Below are 23,708 nucleotides of genomic sequence, written 5' to 3' on the forward strand. Positions count from 1 at the left end.
ACATGACCGAGCGTTGCACTTATTATCTGAATTCGCGTAGTAAAGGTGATTTGATTAATAGTATAGGCAATAAAATTAAAGAAAACAACAATGACGATTTTTTATATTATCGTAATTATAATAAAAAAGAGTATTCAAATTATTTTAATTTAAATGAAGATTGGAATTTAAGTAATCATGATATAATAAATAAAATTATTAGTGATATAAAAATAAAAAAACAGATAGATATTAACTCACGTTTTTCAATTGAGCTTAATGAAAGCTACTCCTATAAAAATATTTTTATTATACGGGATAAGATAGAAGAAACCGAGAAAGTATTACATATCTATATTGATGATATAGAAGAGGCATTTACGATTGCGAAATCTAAATATAGCCAGATACCTGAAAATGGAGAACATCTAATTTATAAAGTGGGTACTGGCTTGTTTACGACTAAGATAAAAAATAATATAGAAAAGCGATTTTCACAATATGAAGATCTACTTAAGCCGCTTGAGAAAATAATGAGCCGAGTTAATCTTATTGCTTCAACAGAAACTAATTATGATTTTAGTCATTTCCAATCACTTGCTGGATTATGCTATGGTTTGAGTTTGAATTATTTATTAGAGATTAGAAATAGTGGATTAGAAGGGGGGCATAAATATTTATTTTGGCTAAAAGAAAATATTTCTTCTTATCAAAATGAAAAGGAAATTATACTAAATGAATTAGACTCTATTTTATTTAATAATATACAAGAGTATGAAGTATTAAATTTAATGAAAGAAGTAAAAAATATTATTTTTTCTCAACATTTTCAAATGGAGAGGTTATGTAATAAAGTTCAATATTTTGTTTTTGATTCATTAAAGTCGGCTAAATATGAAGAAATCTTAAATAAGAAAGGGTTGGGAAAATCAAATATTCATCATCTTGGTTTTAGTCAAGAAGAAGTTAGTCATCATATAGATCACATTATGCAGGGATATAATGATTATTATGCCATTATTGCATTCAAAGATCATGCTATAGCCATTGCATATAAAAAATATTCTGAAAATAATTATAAATTTACATTGTTTGATTCAAATAGTGAGTTACTTGAGTTTTCTGATCCTTTATCTATAAAAGAAGTATTGGCAAGCAAAATGGATTTCTATGGAGCTCATGAAATAGAAGGTAAAAAATATATTACTTTTGATGAGTATAAAAAAACAGATTCATTAAATTATAGAAGTGTGTGGAATAATGATGATGTTGATACCAATAAAGGTATTGCTGAAAGTATAAAGAAAATAGGCTTTTCATTACCTTTTAGCGAGGGTGTTACGGGACGTATTATTTATTATAGTGAACAGAGAGATCTTATTCTCGAGCTTAGAAAAGAGAATGTTTTAATAGAAGTTGTTGTAAAAAATTCATATGTTGATGAGGGTATTTACTTAGTTAAACATTATATTGATGATATTCTTGAAAATAATCAGGCAAGTAAGATTATTTTGAATAAGAATGATGATAATAGTATTGATATTGAAGTAGTCGAATTCAATAATTTCCAAGAGGTCAAAAAAAGAAATGGATATGTTGAATTTAATGATATTTATTACAGAAATTTAATTGAAATAAATAGTTATTTAGTTAAAGGAAATAAATCAAAAGAGTTAAAAGAAATTGTTTTTTTAATAGATATATTAAATGGAAATATCTATTTTGATAAGTTAACGGCTAGTTTTTCTCTCATTAATAAAATAAATTTATTTAACGATGATAAAAACATATCACTTAATGGAATTTTAAATAAGGTTAAAAATAAGTTAGAAGATAAATTGTTTTACGATAGATTGATTTATGGAAAAAAGAATTTAATTTCACTTGCTGAAAAAAACAGTTTAGTGGCTTCAAAGCTTTATCAATTAATGGTGAATGAAATTAACGATGGTTCTCATGGTGTTAGTAATTTTATTTATAATCAAATTATAGATAGTCCATATTTATTATGGGATAAAAATAGAAATGCTGGCATTGAGGGGTACGATTACACTATTGAATTTAAAAATAACTACCAATATTTAATTGAGATAATTGAACAAATTGATATCCCTGAATTAAAAAACACATTTCTGATAGAGGATAATAATAAACTACATTTAAAAGAAAACTATCAAAAACTATCAAAATATAGAGATAATGAAGATATAAATAAACTACTTGATTTAATTGAAATTGAAATAGATGTTAAAAAAGGTAATAATTTAAGCTCTTATAGTGACTTATACTTTGATTACTTTAGAAATAATCAATTTTCAAATAGAATGATCGTTCATGAAATAAATCAGTTAGAAACTTATTTTAATAACAATTATCGTGAGAGGAATTATGCTTATCATCCGAACAATTTTTATATTAATGAAGAAAATATTCATATTCTTTTTGATAAATCATTAAATCAAAATAGAAATAAAATAGATTGTAGTTATTTATTATTTGACGATAATAAAAATAACTTTAATTTTTTGTTTGATGATAAGAAACTATTTAATGGAGGAAACATTGATAACATTATTATAGATAGCATCGATTCATTCTATCAAGATGATATAATAATTTATTTTTATAATGGTATTAAAAATGAGAGTTTAAATGCTTACTTAAATGATAAACCAGAAATAAGCTATTTTCTTGATTATTGCTTAAAGAATAGAATAAGAGTAATTGCAACTGGGAATGAAGAAGATAGTTTTTTTAAACAAGATTTTATTAAACAAAAAAATGATGTTGAAACATTGCACAATATTATTTTAGAAAATCAATTTTTTAATGAAAAAACGATTATTTTTGCCAAAAAAGAAAAGTTGTTGAGTTATCAATCGGGTGATTTTTTTATTGAGGGTATTGCTCAACGATTAAATATGCCGATCTACCAGATTATTGATAATAAGGTTTCTCTTTTAATAGACAACATTATTGTTAAGCCGATTATTGAGAGGCAGTATATCGATAAACCACTACTTGGGAGCTCAAGGGTATCTAATATAATTACTACTGAAGCAGATTATGATGATGTTTTAGCTTTTTCAAATAAAGAAAAAATAACTGTAGAAAACAATCAAATTACAAAAGAAATCTATCAAATCATTTCTTCTTGGTATCCTAATTATCGAGAACGTGAAGAGTTTAAATTGGGATATGATAAAAATATAAAAAAAGTGATTGTAGATTATTCAAATGAAATCATATTATCTGATATTTTAGATTATATTAAATCAAATCGCTATGATCTTAATATCTATCAAATTGGCTCTATTATTAATAAAGTTGATCACCTTAATGTTGAGCAGCATAGGGAAATATTAAAAGAACTTAGTGACAAAATTATCAGTAATGATATTTCAATAAGTACTGCATGCAGAAAATATCTATATGAGCTATCTTCTTTTTTTAAAATTTCAGATGAAAATAATATAGAAAAAAAATTAACACAAGTAATACTTGATCCATTAGTTAATAAAAAATTCAATCGATATTTGATGGGCGAAATGACATATAAAAAATGGCTATCATCGGACTCATTATCAGAAGAAAAATTGACATTAACAGAAAAAACAAATCAAGCAATAGAAATTATTCATGCAATTTATGACAATCCAACATTAATTAAGAAATTAAGTTTACTTTCAAAAAATCTACTGGCTACATTTTTTGATAAAAACAAAAAAGGTATTTTATATCGAATGTTGCTAGACACTGTATCAACATTTGAAAACTATAAAAAAACAATAAACAAACTTAAAAATATCATTTTTATGACTAGCAATAAAATGATACTTGAATCATTATCACCAGAAATAGCATTAAGGAAAGTAAGTGATTTAAATTCGTTAGATATTTTAGATGTGAAAAATAAGATCTTTGATAATAAAAATAAAGAGATAGTGAAAATAAATGATGTCTCTTTTGATAAAAGTTTATTAGTCAGTTTAGGTGCTAAGATAAGTGGAAAAAATATCGATGACATTGATCTCAGTAATATAGAAAAATGGGACTTAAAATTAACATTTGATCCTCATCATCTTAATGATTATTTTCTATCAATATCGGGTAGTGAAAAGGATAAAAAAGTCATCTCTTTGTTTCGTTATTTGCTAAATAATAAAGAAGAGAAAGTTAAATATCTCCTTTCTAATGATGTAAATAGAATCGACTATCTTGCTGCATCTGAACGATTAACTAAAATGATTAAGCTAGGAAATAAAGGCTACAGTGATAAAGATTGGAATTTATTAAGAAATGCATCATTAACACTTCCTCGACATATGAAAATAATTAGTAAAATTGGTTACGCTAATATTACTTATGGTATGTGGCAGTCAATTAATTCCACGTTTATGCTTGCTGAACAACTAAATAACCCATTGTTATCGCCTAAAGAACGAAAAGAGATCATTAATAACTTAGCTATTATGTGGTCTGAGATGGCTTATAATGGTCTTTCTGAATTGATTGAAATTGCATTAGCTAAAGGATTGTTAAAATATCGTCATAATCCACTTGAATATGTAAGTAAGATAAGTACAAAAGTAGGAATTGGACTTAATGTTCTTTCTATCGGATTTGATATTTATAATGCCTATGATAATTTTAGCCGAATTTCTGGTGAAAATAATGAAAAAAGGAAAATTGATTATATTGTTAATGGTTCCTTTGCTGTTGTATCTGGGTTGGTTACGCTAGGGGTTTCTATTGCAATGCTTGCAGGTTCAACGATTGCAGGCCCTATTGGTATTGTGGCGGGTGCAGTTATTGCACTTGCAACATCGATTTATAATGCAGCAAGGCTTATTGAAGAAGCAAAGATAAAGGTAAATTTTACGCCATTAGAAGAACTTAATAATGGTTTTTATGCCTTTTTAATGGGAGATTTACTACCAAATAAAAAGAATGAAATCATCTATTTAGAAACAGAAACACAATTAGAAGAGATGATTGACAAAAATGCAGTCAATTATCTTGATGAGATAAAAAAACAAAATCATCAGAGCCGTTATTTTTATACAAATGAAAAACAGGTTTACCAAGAATATTATTATTATAAAGTCATACCAAACTTAATGGGAAAAACATTAGATTCAATTTTAAATCCTTTAGGAGAATATGTTGCTCAACGGATATCTCAAAATATCAGTCAAGAAATGGCTGAAAAAATAGCTGCACTTTCTTATCATCTTCGCTCAGAAAAAACAGAATATAAGTATTATCTTCCTAAAGAAGCAATAGCAACCCATGAGACACTAATTTTTGATGTCGATTTTTATGTTAATGAATTGAATCGCTATACAATGGATATTATTTCCGATGATGATTCTCCCATTTTTGATAATATGGTCGATAGTGATTTTTTAAAAAATATAAGAACAAATAGAGAAAATATAATTAATCTTTTAGGTGTGGAAAATTTATCGGAAAGTTTAATAAAAGCGAATCAGTATAAAAAATATTATGTCTCAGATTGGAATGAGAATGAAAAATTCTATTTTAATACCTATCATGGTAATGATGTTATTGCAGCACCTTTAATTACTCAAAATACCTTTGATATTTATAATGGTACTAAACGATTAAGTGGAGGCGAAAGAAATGATATGTTCAATTTATTTTCCTCTGAATCGCCACTTTATGCGAGTCGTTTTTATGGCAGAGAGGGAAATGACACACTTCGTATTATAAAAACAACAAACAAATATACGGGATATGAGGTTAGTTTATCTAATAACTATGTTAAATTCAGACAATCAGAAGAACAAACAAACAGTCAAAATTTTCATTCAAAGCTATTTCTTTATCAAGAGAATGGGCGTTTGTATTCAAAGCAATTAGTTGATTCCATGCCTAATATTGTCTTACAAGATCAAAATGTGATTGCCTATTTAGACAGTATTGAGAACGTAATTGGTAGCGAGGCCGGTGATGATATTATTTATGGTAACCAAGAGAATAATTATCTAGATGGTGCTGGCGGTGCCGATTTATTATATGGATTAGGGGGAAATGACACACTAGTTTTACGAGAAGGTTATGCTGAAGGGGGGGAGGGAAATGATAGCTATGTTATATTAAGATCTTCTTTGGAAAAAATTATAATATTCAATTTCAAAAAATTATTAATGAAGTGAGTCATATCGAGTCTAGTATTGTGCAATTAAACTATCATTTTGATGAAATCGCTGCTATTTCTCGTCAAGGAAAAGATATTATTTTTGATATGAAAGTAAATGATGGAAATGAAAATAATGAATTGATTTATCACTCTATAAAATTAAAAAATGTTTATGATGATTCTGTAAATAATACACTTTCACATTGTTATACGTTAATAACTCAAGATGGATTTTTACTCACTTTGGATGAAAATACTAAAGATAAAATATTATACAAATTTAGTTATTTAGAAAAATATAATAAATCAAAATTAATTATTAAAGATTTTTATATTAATGAGATCGAAAATTTAATTGTTACGGCTTTTAACAGTCAGAGTAGAAATATAAAACTATTGCCTGAATTTGAATACAGTGGTTTCTTATCTGGAACAAATTTACGACTTGGTATTCATGGGAATAACCAAAATAATAATTATTTTGGTATTGATTCTAACTCATACATTAAATTGAGTCAGGGTAATGACAGCTATCAAATAAAAACATTTTTAACAAAAAATAAGAATGAAAGAGTGAATATTTCACTGTCTGACTATATCGATAAACTAACTGATGATAATGTGAGCCATTTCTTTTTAACAGATATAAGTGGTTTTGATTTGACATTTAAAAATGGTCTTTTATCTCATCGCTATCTTCCAGATGATTATTTAACGCTATTTTTCGATCCAACGCTATTAAATAAAATTGTCGATACAAACGTGACTATTCGATTAATAGATAAAGATAATGTTGTTTTTACACTTCCTACAAAAGAGAGCCAACAACATTTATTAACACCAATGACGGATCTAAATTTTACTATTAGTGCAGGAAATGATGTGCTTATGATCCCTGAATCACTGACCTTAAATAAAGAGGCATTATCGACTTATTCACTTGATTCACCTTACTCTTTGTTAAGATCTATTTTAATGACTCAACAGAAACCACACAATCAATCAATTGAACACTTGCCTATTCTCGAATTAATGGCAGGTGATGATATCGTCGTTAATCATAATAAATGTAGCTCGGTGATTGATGGCGGAGAGGGAGATGATCATATTGTGGTTAATCACGGACATCATATTTTAATTGCGGGAGAGGGGAACGATAATCTCAGTGCAGGAGGTGGAAATGATCTTTTGATCTCTGAATCAGGTCTTGATTATTTAAGTGGTGGGAGTGGTAGTAATATTTATATTGTGAACAAGCGTTATGGTGAAGTCACTGTCTATGATGAAGGCGAAAATAGCCAACTTTTTATTTCAGGATTATCTGAACAAGATGAACTCATTTCTTCTCAAGTGGGTGACGATTGGCAGTATAGGACAGAAGATGGCCAATTTATTTTAACTCTAAAAACAAAAGAAAATCAGACGAATAGCTCGGTTACAATTATCAAAACAGAAAACACACTTTCAATGCAATCCCTCGCTTCTATTATTCAAGAAATGGCGCAATTCAATGAGCAACAATTGACAACAATGCAAGGTAGTGAATTTATTCCATCTCTAACATGGTCACCTCTACCATTAGTGACAAAACATTTGTGAGCCTCAATATAAAAAAACAGCACTGATTTTAGTGCTGTTTTTTTATTGATAGCTAATAGTTAATAGCTAATATTTTTATTTCGCCAGTGATTCTGCACGTTTAAATACGAGAGTGTTACCCTCTGATTCTGCTGAGTTAAATTGATAACCTTCAAGATCAAACTCTTTCAGTTGTGCTTTATTAGTCAGTTTTTCTTGAATAATAAAGCGACTCATTAATCCACGGGCTTTTTTAGCATAGAAGCTGATAACTTTATATTTGCCATTTTTTTCATCAAGGAAAACAGGTTTAATAATATCAGCATTGAGTTTTTTCGGGTTGACTGATTTAAAATATTCATCAGATGCTAAATTGATTAAAACATTATCACCTTGTTCTTCAAGTGCTTTGTTTAGTGCTTCTGTAATGGTATTTCCCCAAAATTGGTATAAATCACTTCCTTTTTTATTTTTTAGCTTTATTCCCATTTCAAGACGATAAGGTTGCATTAAATCAAGAGGGCGCAGTACGCCATATAAGCCAGAAAGCATACGTAAATGTTGTTGTGCAAACTGAAAATCATCTTCAGAAAAAAGCTCTGCTTGCATTCCGGTATAAACATCACCTTTAAATGCCAAAATAGCTTGGCGTGCATTTTCTGGTGTGAAATTAGGTTGCCATTCACCAAAACGAGCGGCATTTAATCCTGCGAGTTTATCACTTATTTTCATTAAGCTTGCGATATCGCTCGATGACAATTTTCGACATTCTTCGATAAGTTGTTGGGAATATTTTAGCAATTCAGGTTGGGTGAAGTGCGTTGTTGCTAAAGGCGATTCGAAATCCAGTGTTTTAGCTGGTGAAATGGTGATTAGCATAATTCCCTCGATACGTTATTTTAATGTTGACCAAATATAGCAAATTCTTTCAATTAAAGACTAAATTATAGTAATAGGAAAAAACAATGGTTTCTCTTATTTGTCGTAAAATTCGACAATTTAAACGATTCAGCCTGTGATTTTCTTCTGTTTTTTTCCGCTTTTGTTTTGCGAAAACGTTTGGCATTCAAATAATTGCTTTGTATGAATCTAAGCGTCTTGTAGTGTGAGCAGTCCATGTTATTATCAATAGATATCCGCAGGTGACTGCAAACAGATTTACCTAGTAGATGAGATAAACAAAATGACCAACAAATTGACTTCTTTGCGTAAGCTGACAACTGTTGTTGCTGACACTGGTGACATCGCAGCAATGAAACTGTATCAGCCACAAGATGCAACTACCAACCCATCTTTAATTTTAAATGCAGCTCAAATTCCTGAATATCGTAAATTAATTGATGAAGCGATTGAATGGGCTCGTTCACAAAGCGATTCTCGTGAACAACAAATCGTTGATGCTTGCGACAAACTGGCAGTGAATATCGGTTTAGAAATTTTAAAACTGATCCCAGGTCGTATTTCAACAGAAGTTGATGCACGTCTTTCTTACGACACACAAGCATGTATCGAAAAAGCACGTCATTTAATGAAACTTTATAATGATGCAGGTATCAGTAACGACCGTATTCTTATCAAATTAGCATCTACTTGGCAGGGTATCCGTGCCGCAGAGCAATTAGAAAAAGAAGGTATCAACTGTAACCTGACTTTACTGTTCTCTTTCGCTCAAGCGCGTGCATGTGCTGAAGCAGGTGTTTACCTGATTTCTCCATTTGTTGGTCGTATCATGGATTGGTATAAAGCCAATACAGATAAAAAAGAATTTGCTCCAGCTGAAGATCCAGGTGTGATTTCTGTTACTGAAATCTATAACTATTACAAACAACACGGTTATAACACTGTTGTTATGGGCGCAAGCTTCCGTAATATGGGTGAGATTTTAGAATTAGCAGGTTGTGACCGTTTAACTATTGCACCAGCACTGTTAAAAGAATTATCAGAAGCTGAAGGTGAAGTTGAACATAAATTATCCTACAAAGGGGAAGTGAAAGCGCGTCCAGAAGCTATCACTGAAGCTCAATTCTATTGGGAGCACAACGCTGACCCAATGGCAGTAGATAAATTATCTGACGGTATTCGCAAATTTGCTGTCGATCAGGAAAAATTAGAGAAAATGATTGCGGATTTATTATAATTCGTCGTTAAATTCTTATAAAAATCTTAAATACCCATCTTATACAGGTGGGTATTTTCATTTTTTGCTTCTCAAAATAACATTTAAGTAAATTTTAAGATTAAATTGATTGGAATATATTATTTATCCAGTAATAATTATAAAAATATATTATTAAAATACTCTATTTATTATTGGTGAATTATGAAAAAGATTGTCTTGGCAACGGTACTTGCATCGTTATTTTTTAGTGGCGCTGCAATGGCAGAAAGTAAAACAGCTTTCTCTTTACCTGCAATTGAAAAAAGTGCTGAAAGTGGAAATGCAGCATCTCAATATCAATTGGGTGTGAAATATGAGAATGGTGAAGGTGTTGAGCAAGACTCACAAAAAGCACTGGAGTGGTATACCAAAGCGGCAGAACAAGGCCATGCTGAAGCACAGTTAAATTTAGCACTTATGTATGACATGAGTGATGATATTGACCGTGATGCAGAAAAAGCGGTTTATTGGTATAACAAAGCGGCTGTTCAAGGTGTCTCCTTAGCCCAATACAATCTTGCTGTTTCTTATGATGATGGTGATGGCGTAGCGCAAGATCATGAGAAAGCAGTGTATTGGTATACTAAAGCTGGTGAGCAAGGTGATAGTGATGCTCAATACAACCTTGGGATCTCTTATGATGAAGGTATCGGTGTAGCGCAAGACCATGAAGCAGCGGTTGTTTGGTATACAAAAGCAGCAGAGCAAGGTCATGCAGACGCACAATATAACCTTGCTGTCTCTTATGATGATGGTGAAGGTGTAGAACGTAACGGCACTAAAGCGGTTTTCTGGTATACCAAAGCAGCAAACCAAGGTAATCGTGATGCGCAAAATAACTTAGGTGTAATGTACGATGAAGGCGACGGTGTCGCTAAAGATGCACGTAAAGCCGTTGAATGGTATAGAAAATCAGCTATACAAGGTAATGGTTTGGCACAAAATAACTTAGCTTTAAACTATTATTACGGTAAAGGCGTTAAACGCGATCTGAAAGAAGCTTATGCATGGTTCTCTGTTGCTGTTGAAAATGGTGATGGTGATGAAGCTATGCTAAAACGTACTGCCCGCGCATTAAATGCAGCACAATTAGCCGAAGCGAAAAAATTAGCAGCGTCTTATATTACTAAATATATTGATGAGTAATATTAATTAATATTATTCAAGATTAAAGAGGGGGAGCTTATGCTCCCTTTTTTATTTTTAGCTAAAGCCAAATAAAAATAGATTATTATCATTTCTTTATTATCCATTCTCAATAATCAAATTTTAAATATCAATAATATATTGAGATTCTTTTTAATTCTCTTGTGTTCTCATGGTAATATCTGCGCGCAAGTTAGACGGTGATTGATTAATAGAGGTTTGATATGAACGAATTACGCATAGGGTTAGTTTCTGTTTCTGATCGCGCATCAAGTGGGATTTATGAAGATAAAGGCTTACCCGCTTTAGAAGCTTGGCTAAAGGCTGCATTAACAACGCCTTTTCATATCGAATCACGTTTAATTCCTGACGAACAACTCATGATTGAGCAAACACTGTGTGAGCTAGTTGATGAAGTCGGCTGTCATTTAGTGTTAACAACAGGGGGAACTGGCCCCGCTCGTCGTGACGTTACTCCTGATGCTACGTTGGCTATCGCAGACAGAGAAATGCCGGGTTTTGGCGAGCAGATGCGCCAAATTAGTCTGAAGTTTGTACCCACAGCTATTTTATCTCGCCAAGTTGGTGTTATTCGTAACCAAGCGTTAATTCTAAATTTACCAGGGCAACCTAAGGCTATTGCAGAAACATTAGAAGGATTAAAAGATAACGATGGTAATGTGATTGTTAGCGGTATTTTCGCTAGTGTACCGTACTGCATTCAACTGCTTGATGGTCCTTATGTCGAAACTAATGAAGCTATTGTTGCTGCTTTTAGACCTAAATCAGCCCGCCGTTCCACTTCAGCATAAATAATGTAAGAGGTTATTTTTGTCACCAAACTTCTGGCTAGGAAAAGTTTTGACTAAGTTTGGATAACGCAAAAGTAACCCGATATTTATTTGATATTTTTATTATAAAATTTAAAAAATATTATTTTTCAAATAGTTATACTCTTATTCTAAGTATGGTCTTAAAAGTACATTTCAGATAATTCATGATGTTATTTGTGGTTGACGTAACATTATGAAAAATAACAAATTTTAATTATTATTTTGTTCTCAAACACAAAATTTTCGCATTTTTTGCATTTTTTTTCATTATTCCCCTTGATGAATGTATTTATGACCCCATCTTCTTTTTCAACTGCAATTACCACTATTGAGTTGCGTTGATTTTGTATCCGCTTGGAGATGATGTTGTTTAGTCTATTAATTTGTGACTTGAAAAATGAATATTCATCCTCATATAGATTGGTAATCAAATTGATAAAGAATTCTCTTTGGAGGCGTTTAAATGGGTAAAATTATTGGTATTGACCTGGGTACAACTAACTCTTGTGTTGCTGTAATGGATGGCAAAACTGCCCGGGTTATTGAAAACGCAGAAGGTGATCGTACTACTCCTTCAATCGTTGCTTATGCACAAGATGGTGAAATCTTAGTTGGTCAACCTGCAAAACGTCAGGCTGTGACTAACCCACAAAATACTTTATTTGCCATCAAACGTTTAATTGGTCGTCGTTTTGAGGATGCCGAAGTTCAGCGTGACGTTGCTATCATGCCTTACAAAATTGTAAAAGCTGATAACGGTGATGCTTGGATTGAAGCTCGTAACGAAAAAATGGCTCCACCACAAGTTTCTGCTGAAGTCCTGAAAAAAATGAAGAAAACAGCAGAAGACTATTTAGGTGAAGCAGTTACCGAAGCTGTTATTACTGTTCCTGCTTACTTTAACGATGCTCAACGTCAAGCAACTAAAGATGCGGGTCGTATCGCAGGTCTTGAAGTTAAACGTATTATTAACGAACCAACAGCGGCTGCTCTGGCTTACGGCTTAGATCGTGAAGTGGGTAACCGTACTATCGCAGTTTACGACTTAGGTGGTGGTACATTTGATATCTCTATCATCGAAATCGATGAAGTTGATGGCGAAAAAACCTATGAAGTTCTGTCAACCAATGGTGATACTCACTTAGGTGGTGAAGACTTCGATAGCCGTTTAATTAACTATTTAGTTGATGAATTTAAGAAAGAACAAGGCATTGATCTACGTAACGATCCATTAGCAATGCAACGTCTGAAAGAAGCAGCAGAAAAAGCGAAAATCGAATTATCTTCTGCACAACAAACAGATGTTAACTTGCCATACGTTACAGCAGATGCGACTGGCCCTAAACACTTAAATATCAAAGTCACTCGTGCAAAACTGGAATCTTTAGTTGAAGATTTAGTTAAACGTTCAATGGAACCAGTACGTGTTGCATTAGAAGATGCAGGCCTGAAAGTTAGCGAAGTTAACGACGTTATTCTGGTTGGTGGTCAAACTCGTATGCCAATGGTTCAAAAAACCGTTGCAGATTTCTTCGGTAAAGAGCCACGTAAAGACGTTAACCCAGATGAAGCTGTTGCAATGGGTGCGGCTGTTCAAGGTGGTGTGTTAGCGGGTGATGTTAAAGACGTTTTGTTACTTGACGTAACACCACTGTCTTTAGGTATCGAAACAATGGGTGGTGTAATGACTTCCCTGATTGCGAAAAATACCACAATTCCAACTAAACATAGCCAAGTGTTCTCTACCGCAGAAGATAACCAATCTGCTGTAACTATTCACGTATTACAAGGTGAACGTAAACGTGCAAGTGATAACAAATCACTGGGTCAGTTTAACTTAGATGGTATCCAAGCGGCACCACGCGGTATGCCACAAATCGAAGTTACTTTTGACATCGATGCTGATGGTATCTTGCATGTATCAGCGAAAGATAAAAACAGTGGTCGTGAGCAAAACATCACAATCAAAGCTTCTTCAGGTTTAAATGAAGATGAAATCCAAAAAATGGTTCGTGATGCAGAAGCAAATGCAGAAGCTGACCGTAAGTTTGAAGAATTAGTACAAACTCGTAACCAAGCTGACCAATTAGTTCACGGTACACGTAAACAAATTGAAGAAGCGGGTGATAAATTACCAGCGAACGATAAAGAAGCTATCGAAAAAGCGGTAAGCGAGTTAGAAATTGCTTCTAAAGGCGAAGATAAAGACACTATTGAAGCAAAAATTAAAGCATTAGTTGAAGCTTCTGAAAAATTACTAGAAATCGCACAACAACAAGCTCAAGCAGGTGCAGCAGGTAATGCCGCGGGTGCTGATGCAAGTGCGAAGAAAGATGACGATGTTGTCGATGCAGAATTTGAAGAAGTTGACGGCAAAGACAAGAAATAATGCCCTTAACGGGCCGCGGTAACTCACCTGTGAATAGTTACTGATACCGAACACGGGCGTCGAGGAAACTCAACGCCCGTGTGTTTATGTCAAGGGTAATCTAGAATGGCGAAAAGAGATTTTTACGAAGTACTCGGTTTAAGTAAAACTGCCGACGAAAAAGAAATTAAACGCGCATATAAGCGTTTAGCAATGAAATATCACCCAGACCGTAATCAAGGTGATAAAGAATCAGAAACAAAATTCAAAGAAATCAAAGAAGCCTATGAGATCTTAAGTGATGCTCAAAAACGTGCTGCTTATGATCAATATGGTCATGCTGCGTTTGAACAGGGTGGATTTGGTGGTCAAGGTGGCGGCGGCTTCGGCGGTGGTGCTGACTTTGGTGATATCTTTGGTGATGTATTTGGCGATATTTTTGGCGGTGGTCGTCGTCAACAACGTGCAGCGCGTGGTTCTGATTTACAATACAACATGGATCTAACGCTTGAAGAAGCGGTTCGTGGCGTCACTAAAGAAATTCGTATACCAACACTGGAAACATGTGACAAATGCCATGGTAGCGGTGCTAAAGAAGGCACATCAGCAGAAACCTGTTCTACTTGTCATGGCGCTGGTCAGGTTCATTTACGTCAAGGTTTCTTCACTGTACAGCAAGCATGTCCAACTTGTCATGGTCGCGGTAAAGTGATCAAAGAGCCTTGCTCTAAATGTCATGGTGATGGTCGTGTTGAACGCTCTAAAACGCTGTCTGTCAAAATTCCAGCCGGTGTTGATACTGGTGACCGTATTCGCTTAAGTGGTGAAGGTGAAGCAGGTGAAAACGGCGCGCCAGCAGGCGATTTATACGTACAGGTTCATGTTCGCCAACATCATATTTTTGAACGTGATGGCAATAATCTTTACTGTGAAGTCCCTATTAACTTCGCCATTGCTGCTTTAGGTGGCGAGATTGAAGTCCCAACACTTGATGGCCGTGTGAAACTTAAAATTCCAGCAGAAACACAAACTGGAAAAATGTTCCGTATGAAAGGCAAGGGCGTTAAATCAGTACGCAGTAGTAGTATTGGTGACTTAATGTGTCGCGTTGTGGTTGAAACACCCGTTAAACTGAATGAGAAACAAAAAGAGTTAATGCAACAACTAGGTGAATCATTCGGTGGCAAGAGTGGTGAGAAAAATACCCCTCGTTCTAAAAGCTTCTTAGATGGTGTGAAAAAATTCTTTGATGATTTAACCAAATAATTTTTCTTATCACCTTCAAAAAGGCCTGATGATAAATTCTGTCATCAGGCTTTTTTATTTGAATTATGTTTTGTCTTATCCCATCTTGATAGCAACAATACCGGCTAAAATCACTAAACACGCCAATAGCTGTTTACGGTTAAATTGCTCTTTTAACAGATAAACAGATAAGATCATGGCAAATAACACGCTGGTTTCCCTTAGTGCAGCGACAAGCACAATAGAGGCATGACTCATCGCCCATATCACTATGCCATAACTGACCAATTGCATCACGCCACCAAAGAAAGCTGGTTTCCAATAATCCTTTATCTTGATTTTTAAATGTTGGCGATAACGAAGCCAAGCAAGTAAATACATTGCGATACCATTTAAAAAGAAGAGCCATAAAATATAAGCAAACGGTGTTTCACCTACACGAGAGCCATTACCATCAGATAGGGTATAACTAGCGGTAAATAATGCGGTAAGTAGCGCAAAAAAGAGTGCATCTTTACGTAAATTAAACTCTGCTATTTTTCTACTACGTGAGATAAGGATAATACCCAAAATGATAAACAAAATGCCAATGAGTCCAGCAATAGGCAGTGTTTCATGGAAGAGAAAAAAACCAAGAAAAGCAGTCATTAATGGCGCACTGCCACGAGAGATAGGGTAGACCTGATTAAAGTCAGCTAGGGTATAACAGCGACTTAAAGAGAGTGTGTAACCAATATGAAATAAAACAGAAAGAATAAGCCATTTCCATGCACCAACATCAGGGAGTCCAACCCAAAACAAGGCGGGTAGAGTTACAGCGCCCGAAAAAAAAGTCAGTAACGAGATCCCTAAAAATCGATCACTACCTACTTTAACTAATGCATTCCAACATGCATGAAAGATAGCAGCAAATAAAACGGCAATAAAAACAGTAATCGACATATTGATAGAAACCTTAATGTAACGAGAGTATTCACTATCTATAGGACAATAACACAATGGTTAAATAGTGAAACATGCAACATTTTCTTTTTATTTATAATTGCGGGGTATATTTTAATATGAAGAATAACATTAGCATTATTTATGTAGATAAGAAAAATTGATACTTTTGATCTATTTTGTTGATTGGTGTTAATTATTAAATTAGATGCTTATTTTTGTTTTTTTATAAATAAAATTTCATTAAATCAATATGATAAAAATATCTTTTATAAATCTACTTTTATTCTATTTTTTTCGATGCTTTATTGATTTGCGACGATTATTTGCTTTGTTTTTCTTGATATTTTCTCTTTAATTCGAAAATATCGATTTGTTATCCATAAATAATCTGTTTTTTACGAATTCATAATTAGCATATTATTAACAAAATTAGTAATTTTGAGGTTAATATTATGACGGCAATTATTAGACAATTTTTGAGATTAGAGGCATCAGGCGGTATTCTTCTGATTATTGCTGCTATTATCGCATTGATTATGGCGAATACACCTCTAAGTGCTTTGTATAATGAGTTTTTATCTATTCCAATTATGATCAAATTCGGTGCATTCGAACTTGATAAACCATTATTACTTTGGGTAAATGATGCCTTAATGGCGATCTTTTTCTTAGTAGTCGGATTGGAAGTTAAACGTGAATTAAAAGAAGGCTCTTTGGCTCAGCGTGATAGAGCCATTTTCCCTGCGATAGCCGCAGTAGGTGGTATGTTAGCCCCTGCATTGATTTATTTGATGTTTAATCATGCGGACGCAATTGGACAGCAAGGTTGGGCAATTCCAGCGGCAACCGATATTGCTTTTGCACTGGGGGTCATGGCGTTACTGGGTAAGCGTGTTCCTGTCGAGTTAAAAGTCTTTTTGTTAGCGTTAGCTATCATTGATGACTTAGGTGTGATTGTCATTATTGCGCTCTTTTATTCAAAGAGTATTGCATTAATGCCTCTCGCTTTGGCAGGTTTGATAGTGATTGCTCTGGGCATAATGAACTGGCGTAAAGTGGGTAATACGGCTGCTTATTTAATTCTAGGGTTCATCTTGTGGGTGTGTATTTTAAAATCAGGTATTCATGCCACCATTGCAGGTGTGATTGTTGGATTTCTTATCCCATTGAGAAATAAAGAAGGTGATTCTCCTTCTGAAGAATTAGAGCATGTGCTACATCCTTGGGTTGCCTATTTTATTTTGCCGCTGTTTGCATTTAGTAATGCAGGGGTTTCTTTAAATGGTGTAACACTTGATGGCATGTTATCTGCTTTACCGTTAGGTATCGCGTTAGGTCTATTTTTAGGTAAGCCGATTGGAATTTTCCTCTTTAGTTGGATTTCGGTAAAACTAGGCATTGCAAAATTACCAGATGCGATTAATCTTAAGCAAATATTTGCAGTATCTGTGCTATGTGGTATCGGTTTTACTATGTCTATCTTTATCGCAGGGTTAGCATTTGATGGCGCGGATGAAGCTTATAATACCTATGCTAAGCTTGGTATTTTAGTCGGTTCAACAGTAGCCGCTGTTGTGGGATATTTGTTACTTCGTTCTGTTTTACCGAAGTTAAAAACGAAGTCAATATAGGGAAATTTATTACGGATTTGAGTTTCTCAACACAATAAATACCGAGCTATATATTTAAACCTACGGTGCAATACAGTGTATTGTGCCGTAGGTGTTTTTATGAGGATTGGGTGCAAGGAAAGCCAATCGCAAACTAATGCGTTATTACATAGTCTGTGTATGAAGCACAGAAGTTGAAAGGAAGATAACTATGCGGGTGTCACATCTCAATTTTAACCATCTTTATTATTTTTGGCATGTGTGTAAAGAAGGCTCTGTTGTGGGTGCAGCGCAAGCGCTGTATCTGACACCTCAGACAATTACAGGGCAAATTAAAGCATTAGAAGAAAGATTGGGTGGCAAGTTATTTAAACGCCAAGGAAGAGGATTAGTTCCTTCAGAATTGGGTCAACTCATTTTTCGTTATGCCGATAAAATGTTTATGCTCAGCCAAGAAATGCTGGATATCGTTAATTACAGTCGTGAATCGAATTTACTGTTTGATGTCGGTGTTGCGGATGCGTTATCAAAACAATTAGTCAGTCGCATATTAGAAACGGCTGTTATTGATAATGAGCAAATCCATCTGCGTTGTTTTGAATCTACTCATGAACTATTACTAGAGCAATTAAGTCAGCATAAGCTGGATATGATCCTATCAGATTGCCCCGTGGATTCGTCACAACAAGAAGGTCTGTTCTCTGTAAAACTCGGCGAATGTAATATGAGTTTTTTTTGCAGTCATCCGCTTCCTGAAAAGCCGTTTCCTGAATGTTTAGAAGAGCGAAAGCTCCTCATTCCGGGGCGTAGATATATGTTAGGTCGCCATTTATTAACATGGATACGTAATAAAAACCTGCAAGTAGAAATATTGGGTGAGTTTGATGATGCGGCATTAATGAAAGCATTCGGCTTAAATTATAATGCTATCTTTGTCGCGCCTTCACTGTATACCGACGAAACTTTTGCTCATAGTAATATCGAAGAGATTGGGAAGCTTGATACGGTAAAAGAAGAGTATTACGCGATTTTTGCAGAGCGAATGATCCAACATCCAGCGGTTCAACGTGTTTGTAATACTGATTTTTCAGAACTCTTTAATGGAGATAAAAAGAGCGTTGTAAACCCATAAAGTGGTTGCGGTTAAAAAGTAGAAAATAAAAAACCGGCATAAGCCGGTTTTTTATAACACAAGAAAGCAATATTACATTGCTTTGATTTGTGCTTGCAGATTAGCTTTATGACGTGCAGCTTTATTCTTGTGAATTAAGCCTTTAGTTGCCTGACGGTCAACAATTGGTTGCATGTCATTAAATGCTTTTTGTGCTGCTTCTTTATCACCTGAAGCAACTGCTGCGTATACTTTTTTGATGTAAGTACGCATCATAGAACGACGGCTTGCGTTGTGCTGACGACGCTTTTCAGACTGAACCGCACGTTTCTTAGCTGATTTGATATTAGCCAAGTTCCAACTCCCAAATATATTCTAGCGAGGACAAATACAAAGGTGAAGGAATATGCCTTTTCAACCTAAGTTTGTCAATGGATTTATACAAAATTAGCGTCGTTGTACGCGACACTTGTTTCGTTGTGATGGCGCAAGATTTTATCAGTTAAGACGGGTAGAATACAGTCTTTTGAGTGAAAAAATCATCAAAATCGTGTATATGAGTAATAAATAATAGATTCTAATAGGATCTATGCTTGATTTTATGCGATTTTATAACCAAGAAGTGAGTGATAGTCCATTTTTTGTTTGATGTGAGCAATCAAATTTAAGAATAACAGTGAATCGACTTGTCGAGATATTACTCATCAATAAACATTGATATATTGGGTTACTCTCAAGCCTTTGACAAGGTATAATCCAATAATTTCCACGGTATTGAGCCAGTTATGGAGCTAATTCGCGGTATACAAAATATTAGAGCGCTACACCACGGTTGCGTTCTGACAATTGGGAATTTTGATGGTGTCCATAGAGGCCATCAGGCATTATTGAAACACTTGAAGCAAGAGGCATCGCAGCGAGGATTACCCACGGTTGTGATGACATTTGAGCCTCAGCCACTTGAGTTCTTTTTACCAGAAAAGGCACCAGCACGTCTGACTCGTTTACGAGACAAGATTAAGTATTTAGCTGAATGTGGTATTGATTACCTTTTGTGTGTCAAATTTGATAAACAATTTGCGGCACAAACACCGGAAGAATTTGTTTCATCACTGTTGGTGAATAAATTAGGGGTGAAGTTTCTTGCTATTGGTGATGATTTTCGCTTTGGCAAAAATCGTGAAGGTGATTTCCATTTTTTACAACAAGCCGGTGTTAGATATGGATTTGAAGTCGCTAATACTGAAAGTTATTGCGATAAAGGATTGCGTATCAGTAGCACTGCGGTACGAGAAGCGTTACTCAATGATGATTTAGTTCTTGCTGAATCACTACTAGGACACCCTTACAGCGTTTGTGGGCGTGTTGTTCATGGTAATGAATTGGGTAGAACCATTGGTTTTCCGACAGCCAATATTCCTATGAAACGCTTAGTTGCACCAGTTAAAGGCGTTTATGCCGTTGATGTCTATTTATCAGATAATCAATCACCTTTACCCGGTGTGGCAAATATCGGAAGTCGTCCTACTGTAAAAGGGACGGGCGTACAATTAGAAGTGCATTTAATCGACGTTAATATGGATTTATATGGACGTCGTATTGATGTTGTGTTACGAAAGAAATTACGTAATGAACAGCGATTTGCATCATTGGATGCATTGAAGCAGCAAATCGCAGATGATGTGGCTACTGCTAGGGATTTTTTATCGCAGCGGTCGGAGTCATAAACTAGCGGAAAATTGGAACTGAGAATCGAATGAGTGACTATAAAAATACCCTGAACTTACCAGAAACAGGGTTCCCTATGCGCGGGGATTTAGCAAAGCGCGAGCCAGAGATGTTATCACGTTGGTACAAAGAAGGTTTGTATCAAGCAATTCGTCAGGCTAAAAGTGGTAAGAAAACATTTATTTTGCACGATGGCCCTCCATACGCCAACGGCAATATTCATATTGGTCACTCAGTAAACAAAATTCTCAAAGATATTATTATTAAATCCAAAGGGCTGTCAGGCTTTGATTCTCCGTACATTCCAGGATGGGATTGTCACGGATTACCTATCGAACTAAAAGTTGAACAAATCGTAGGTAAACCAGGAGAGAAAATATCTGCAGCGCAATTCCGCGAGGAATGCCGTAAATATGCTTACGAGCAAATTGAAGCACAGAAAAAAGATTTTATTCGTTTAGGTGTTCTAGGAGATTGGGAAAAACCTTATCTCACTATGGATTACAAAACCGAAGCGAACACTATTCGTGCGTTAGCGCGTATCATCGCAAATGGTCACCTGTTAAAAGGGGCTAAACCTGTTCACTGGTGTACTGCGTGTGGTTCATCGCTGGCAGAAGCTGAAGTTGAATATTACGATAAAACTTCACCGTCGATTGATGTGCGTTTCACCGCCGTTGATCCAAACGCCGTTGCCGCAAAATTCCATGCAGTAACAGATAAGCCTATTTCTTTGGTTATCTGGACAACAACACCGTGGACATTACCTGCTAACCGCGCTATCGCATTAAATGCTGAATTTAATTACGCATTAGTCTCTTTTAACGATGAATGCGTGATTTTAGCCGCTGATCTTGTTGAAGGCGTAATGAAGCGTATTGGCGTAACAAGCTGGGCTGTTTTAGGCGAATGTAAGGGTGCTGATCTAGAACTACTGCGCTTTAATCATCCATTTATGGGCTTTGATGTACCTGCAATTTTAGGTGATCACGTTACTTTAGAAGCGGGTACAGGTGCTGTTCATACTGCACCAGGCCACGGTCCTGATGACTTTGTTGTCGGTCAAAAATACGGTTTAGAAGTGGCAAATCCTGTTGGGCCTAATGGTTGTTACTTGCCGGGCACTTATCCAACATTAGATGGCGTTTTTGTTTTCAAAGCAAATGATGTCATTGTTGAGCTGTTAAAAGAAAAAGGTGCTCTGTTACATCACGAAGCCATGCAACACAGTTACCCATGTTGCTGGAGACATAAAACGCCAGTTATTTTCCGCGCTACACCACAATGGTTTATTGGCATGGATAAAAACGGTTTACGTCAGCAATCATTAAAAGAGATCAAAGGTGTTAAATGGATCCCTGATTGGGGTCAAGCACGTATTGAATCAATGGTTGAAAACCGCCCTGACTGGTGTATTTCTCGTCAACGTACTTGGGGTACGCCAATGTCTCTGTTTGTTCACAAAGAGACTCAAGAGCCACATCCACGTACTTTAGAGTTGATGGAAGAAGTCGCAAAACGTGTTGAAGTCAGCGGTATTCAAGCATGGTGGGATTTAGATATCCGTGAAGTGCTGGGTGATGAAGCTGACGATTACATGAAAACGCCAGATACACTGGATGTTTGGTTCGATTCAGGATCAACACACTCAACAGTGGTTGATGCGCGTCCTGAATTCCATGGCAATTCAGCAGATATGTATTTAGAAGGCTCTGACCAACATCGTGGTTGGTTTATGTCTTCACTGATGATTTCGACTGCAATCAAAGGCAAAGCGCCTTACCGTGAAGTTTTAACACACGGTTTTACCGTAGATGGACAAGGCCGTAAAATGTCTAAATCCATCGGTAACACAGTAAGTCCACAAGATGTAATGGATAAACTGGGTGCTGATATCCTACGTTTATGGGTTGCATCAACAGATTACACTGGTGAAATCGCCGTATCTGATGAAATCTTAAAACGCTCGGCTGATACTTATCGCCGTATTCGTAATACTGCACGTTTCTTCTTAGCGAACTTAAACGGTTTTGATCCTGCAAAACATCAAGTTAAACCAGAAGAGATGGTCACATTAGATCGCTGGGCAGTAGGTCGTGCGAAAGCAGCACAAGCGGATATCCTAAAACATTATGAAAATTACGATTTCCATAATGTTATTCAGCGCCTGATGCAGTTCTGTTCAGTGGAAATGGGTTCTTTCTACTTAGATATCATCAAAGACAGACAGTACACCGCGAAAAGCGATAGCGTTGCTCGTCGTAGTTGCCAAACAGCGTTATTCCATATCTGTGAAGCATTAGTTCGTTGGATGGCGCCAGTTATGTCATTCACAGCAGATGAGATCTGGAATGAGTTACCAGGCGAACGTGCAAAATATGTCTTAACGGAAGAATGGTATACCGATTTATTTGGCTTAGATGCGTCAGAAACCTTAAATGATGACTATTGGGCTGAATTACTTGCCGTTCGTGGTGAAGTCAATAAAGTATTAGAGCAAGCTCGTACAGATAAACAACTGCGTGGCTCTTTAGAAGCATCAGTAACTCTGTATGCAGATAAAGCTTTAGCAGATAAGTTAAATGCGTTAGGTAACGAATTGCGTTTTGTTTTATTAACTTCTCAAGCGAAAGTGGCAGATATTAATGAAGCACCAGAAACAGCATTAGCTTCTGATATGGCGGGTTTAAAAATCGCCTTTAACAAAGCAGACGGCGAAAAATGCCCTCGTTGCTGGCATTATGCGACAGATATCGGTCAAGTAGCGGAACACGCTGAATTATGCGGACGCTGTGTTACTAACGTAGCCGGTAACGGTGAAGAACGTAAGTTTGCTTAATT

14 protein-coding genes are annotated in these 23,708 nt (G+C 35.0%); 11 read left to right on the forward strand and 3 right to left on the reverse strand.

Annotation, left to right across the window (positions count from 1 at the left end; all coding sequences use genetic code 11):
* Positions 1–2: 2 nt before the first annotated feature.
* Positions 3–6,161: an RTX toxin gene (locus F1325_RS02950; protein WP_160229975.1), complete on the forward strand. Its 6,159-nt coding sequence runs from the start codon at positions 3–5 to the stop codon at positions 6,159–6,161.
* Between the two features lie 20 nt (positions 6,162–6,181).
* On the forward strand, positions 6,182–7,744 hold the full coding sequence (locus tag F1325_RS02955) for a calcium-binding protein (RefSeq protein WP_160229976.1): 1,563 nt from the start codon (positions 6,182–6,184) through the stop codon (positions 7,742–7,744).
* Between the two features lie 75 nt (positions 7,745–7,819).
* Here the strand turns inward: F1325_RS02955 and yaaA are convergent, their stop codons facing one another.
* Positions 7,820–8,602 carry a peroxide stress protein YaaA gene (gene yaaA / locus F1325_RS02960; protein ID WP_109371857.1) on the reverse strand — a complete coding sequence of 261 codons (783 nt, stop codon included), beginning with the start codon at positions 8,600–8,602 and terminating at the stop codon, positions 7,820–7,822.
* 304 nt (positions 8,603–8,906) lie between these two features.
* On the opposite strand from yaaA, the gene tal reads away from it, so the two are divergent.
* The 5 genes from tal (at position 8,907) to dnaJ (ending at position 15,494) form a co-directional block, all read left to right on the forward strand.
* Positions 8,907–9,860, forward strand: a complete 954-nt coding sequence (gene tal / locus F1325_RS02965) for a transaldolase (RefSeq protein ID WP_109371855.1) — start codon at positions 8,907–8,909, stop codon at positions 9,858–9,860.
* Between the two features lie 183 nt (positions 9,861–10,043).
* On the forward strand, positions 10,044–11,027 hold the full coding sequence (locus tag F1325_RS02970) for a tetratricopeptide repeat protein (protein ID WP_109371853.1): 984 nt from the start codon (positions 10,044–10,046) through the stop codon (positions 11,025–11,027).
* Between the two features lie 224 nt (positions 11,028–11,251).
* Positions 11,252–11,839 carry a molybdopterin adenylyltransferase gene (gene mog / locus F1325_RS02975; RefSeq protein WP_109371851.1) on the forward strand — a complete coding sequence of 196 codons (588 nt, stop codon included), beginning with the start codon at positions 11,252–11,254 and terminating at the stop codon, positions 11,837–11,839.
* A gap of 484 nt (positions 11,840–12,323) precedes the next feature.
* Positions 12,324–14,249 (forward strand): molecular chaperone DnaK, encoded by a 1,926-nt coding sequence (dnaK, locus tag F1325_RS02980; protein WP_109371849.1) that lies wholly within the window; start codon positions 12,324–12,326, stop codon positions 14,247–14,249.
* A gap of 105 nt (positions 14,250–14,354) precedes the next feature.
* Positions 14,355–15,494 carry a molecular chaperone DnaJ gene (gene dnaJ / locus F1325_RS02985; RefSeq protein ID WP_109371847.1) on the forward strand — a complete coding sequence of 380 codons (1,140 nt, stop codon included), beginning with the start codon at positions 14,355–14,357 and terminating at the stop codon, positions 15,492–15,494.
* Positions 15,495–15,569: 75 nt separating this feature from the next.
* Here the strand turns inward: dnaJ and F1325_RS02990 are convergent, their stop codons facing one another.
* Positions 15,570–16,415, reverse strand: a complete 846-nt coding sequence (locus tag F1325_RS02990) for a DMT family transporter (RefSeq protein WP_109371845.1) — start codon at positions 16,413–16,415, stop codon at positions 15,570–15,572.
* 455 nt (positions 16,416–16,870) lie between these two features.
* Between F1325_RS02990 and nhaA the strand changes: the two genes are divergently transcribed.
* The gene (gene nhaA, locus F1325_RS02995) at positions 16,871–18,049 is read left to right on the forward strand and encodes a Na+/H+ antiporter NhaA (protein WP_109371843.1); all 1,179 of its coding nucleotides are present in this window, start codon (positions 16,871–16,873) and stop codon (positions 18,047–18,049) included.
* A gap of 190 nt (positions 18,050–18,239) precedes the next feature.
* Positions 18,240–19,160 (forward strand): transcriptional activator NhaR, encoded by a 921-nt coding sequence (gene nhaR, locus F1325_RS03000; protein ID WP_109371841.1) that lies wholly within the window; start codon positions 18,240–18,242, stop codon positions 19,158–19,160.
* Positions 19,161–19,232: 72 nt separating this feature from the next.
* On the opposite strand, the gene rpsT is transcribed toward nhaR, so the two are convergent.
* On the reverse strand, positions 19,233–19,493 hold the full coding sequence (gene rpsT / locus F1325_RS03005; RefSeq protein WP_004248964.1) for a 30S ribosomal protein S20: 261 nt from the start codon (positions 19,491–19,493) through the stop codon (positions 19,233–19,235).
* 431 nt (positions 19,494–19,924) lie between these two features.
* Here rpsT and ribF point away from each other — a divergent pair, with 431 nt between their 5' ends.
* Positions 19,925–20,866 (forward strand): bifunctional riboflavin kinase/FAD synthetase, encoded by a 942-nt coding sequence (gene ribF / locus F1325_RS03015; protein WP_109371837.1) that lies wholly within the window; start codon positions 19,925–19,927, stop codon positions 20,864–20,866.
* Between the two features lie 29 nt (positions 20,867–20,895).
* On the forward strand, positions 20,896–23,706 hold the full coding sequence (gene ileS / locus F1325_RS03020; RefSeq protein ID WP_109371835.1) for an isoleucine--tRNA ligase: 2,811 nt from the start codon (positions 20,896–20,898) through the stop codon (positions 23,704–23,706).
* Positions 23,707–23,708: the final 2 nt, after the last annotated feature.

Source organism: Proteus columbae, from assembly GCF_009914335.1.
Taxonomy (GTDB): domain Bacteria; phylum Pseudomonadota; class Gammaproteobacteria; order Enterobacterales; family Enterobacteriaceae; genus Proteus.

Bases quoted from the DNA above. Each gene is read 5' to 3' on its own strand.
- mog (WP_109371851.1), top strand. From the start codon at position 11,252: ATGAACGAATTACGCATAGGGTTAGTTTCTGTTTCTGATCGCGCATCA.
- nhaR (WP_109371841.1), top strand. From the start codon at position 18,240: ATGCGGGTGTCACATCTCAATTTTAACCATCTTTATTATTTTTGGCAT.
- tal (WP_109371855.1), top strand. From the start codon at position 8,907: ATGACCAACAAATTGACTTCTTTGCGTAAGCTGACAACTGTTGTTGCT.
- yaaA (WP_109371857.1), bottom strand. From the start codon at position 8,602: ATGCTAATCACCATTTCACCAGCTAAAACACTGGATTTCGAATCGCCT.
- F1325_RS02970 (WP_109371853.1), top strand. From the start codon at position 10,044: ATGAAAAAGATTGTCTTGGCAACGGTACTTGCATCGTTATTTTTTAGT.
- F1325_RS02950 (WP_160229975.1), top strand. From the start codon at position 3: ATGACCGAGCGTTGCACTTATTATCTGAATTCGCGTAGTAAAGGTGAT.
- dnaJ (WP_109371847.1), top strand. From the start codon at position 14,355: ATGGCGAAAAGAGATTTTTACGAAGTACTCGGTTTAAGTAAAACTGCC.
- dnaK (WP_109371849.1), top strand. From the start codon at position 12,324: ATGGGTAAAATTATTGGTATTGACCTGGGTACAACTAACTCTTGTGTT.
- ileS (WP_109371835.1), top strand. From the start codon at position 20,896: ATGAGTGACTATAAAAATACCCTGAACTTACCAGAAACAGGGTTCCCT.
- F1325_RS02990 (WP_109371845.1), bottom strand. From the start codon at position 16,415: ATGTCGATTACTGTTTTTATTGCCGTTTTATTTGCTGCTATCTTTCAT.
- ribF (WP_109371837.1), top strand. From the start codon at position 19,925: ATGGAGCTAATTCGCGGTATACAAAATATTAGAGCGCTACACCACGGT.
- nhaA (WP_109371843.1), top strand. From the start codon at position 16,871: ATGACGGCAATTATTAGACAATTTTTGAGATTAGAGGCATCAGGCGGT.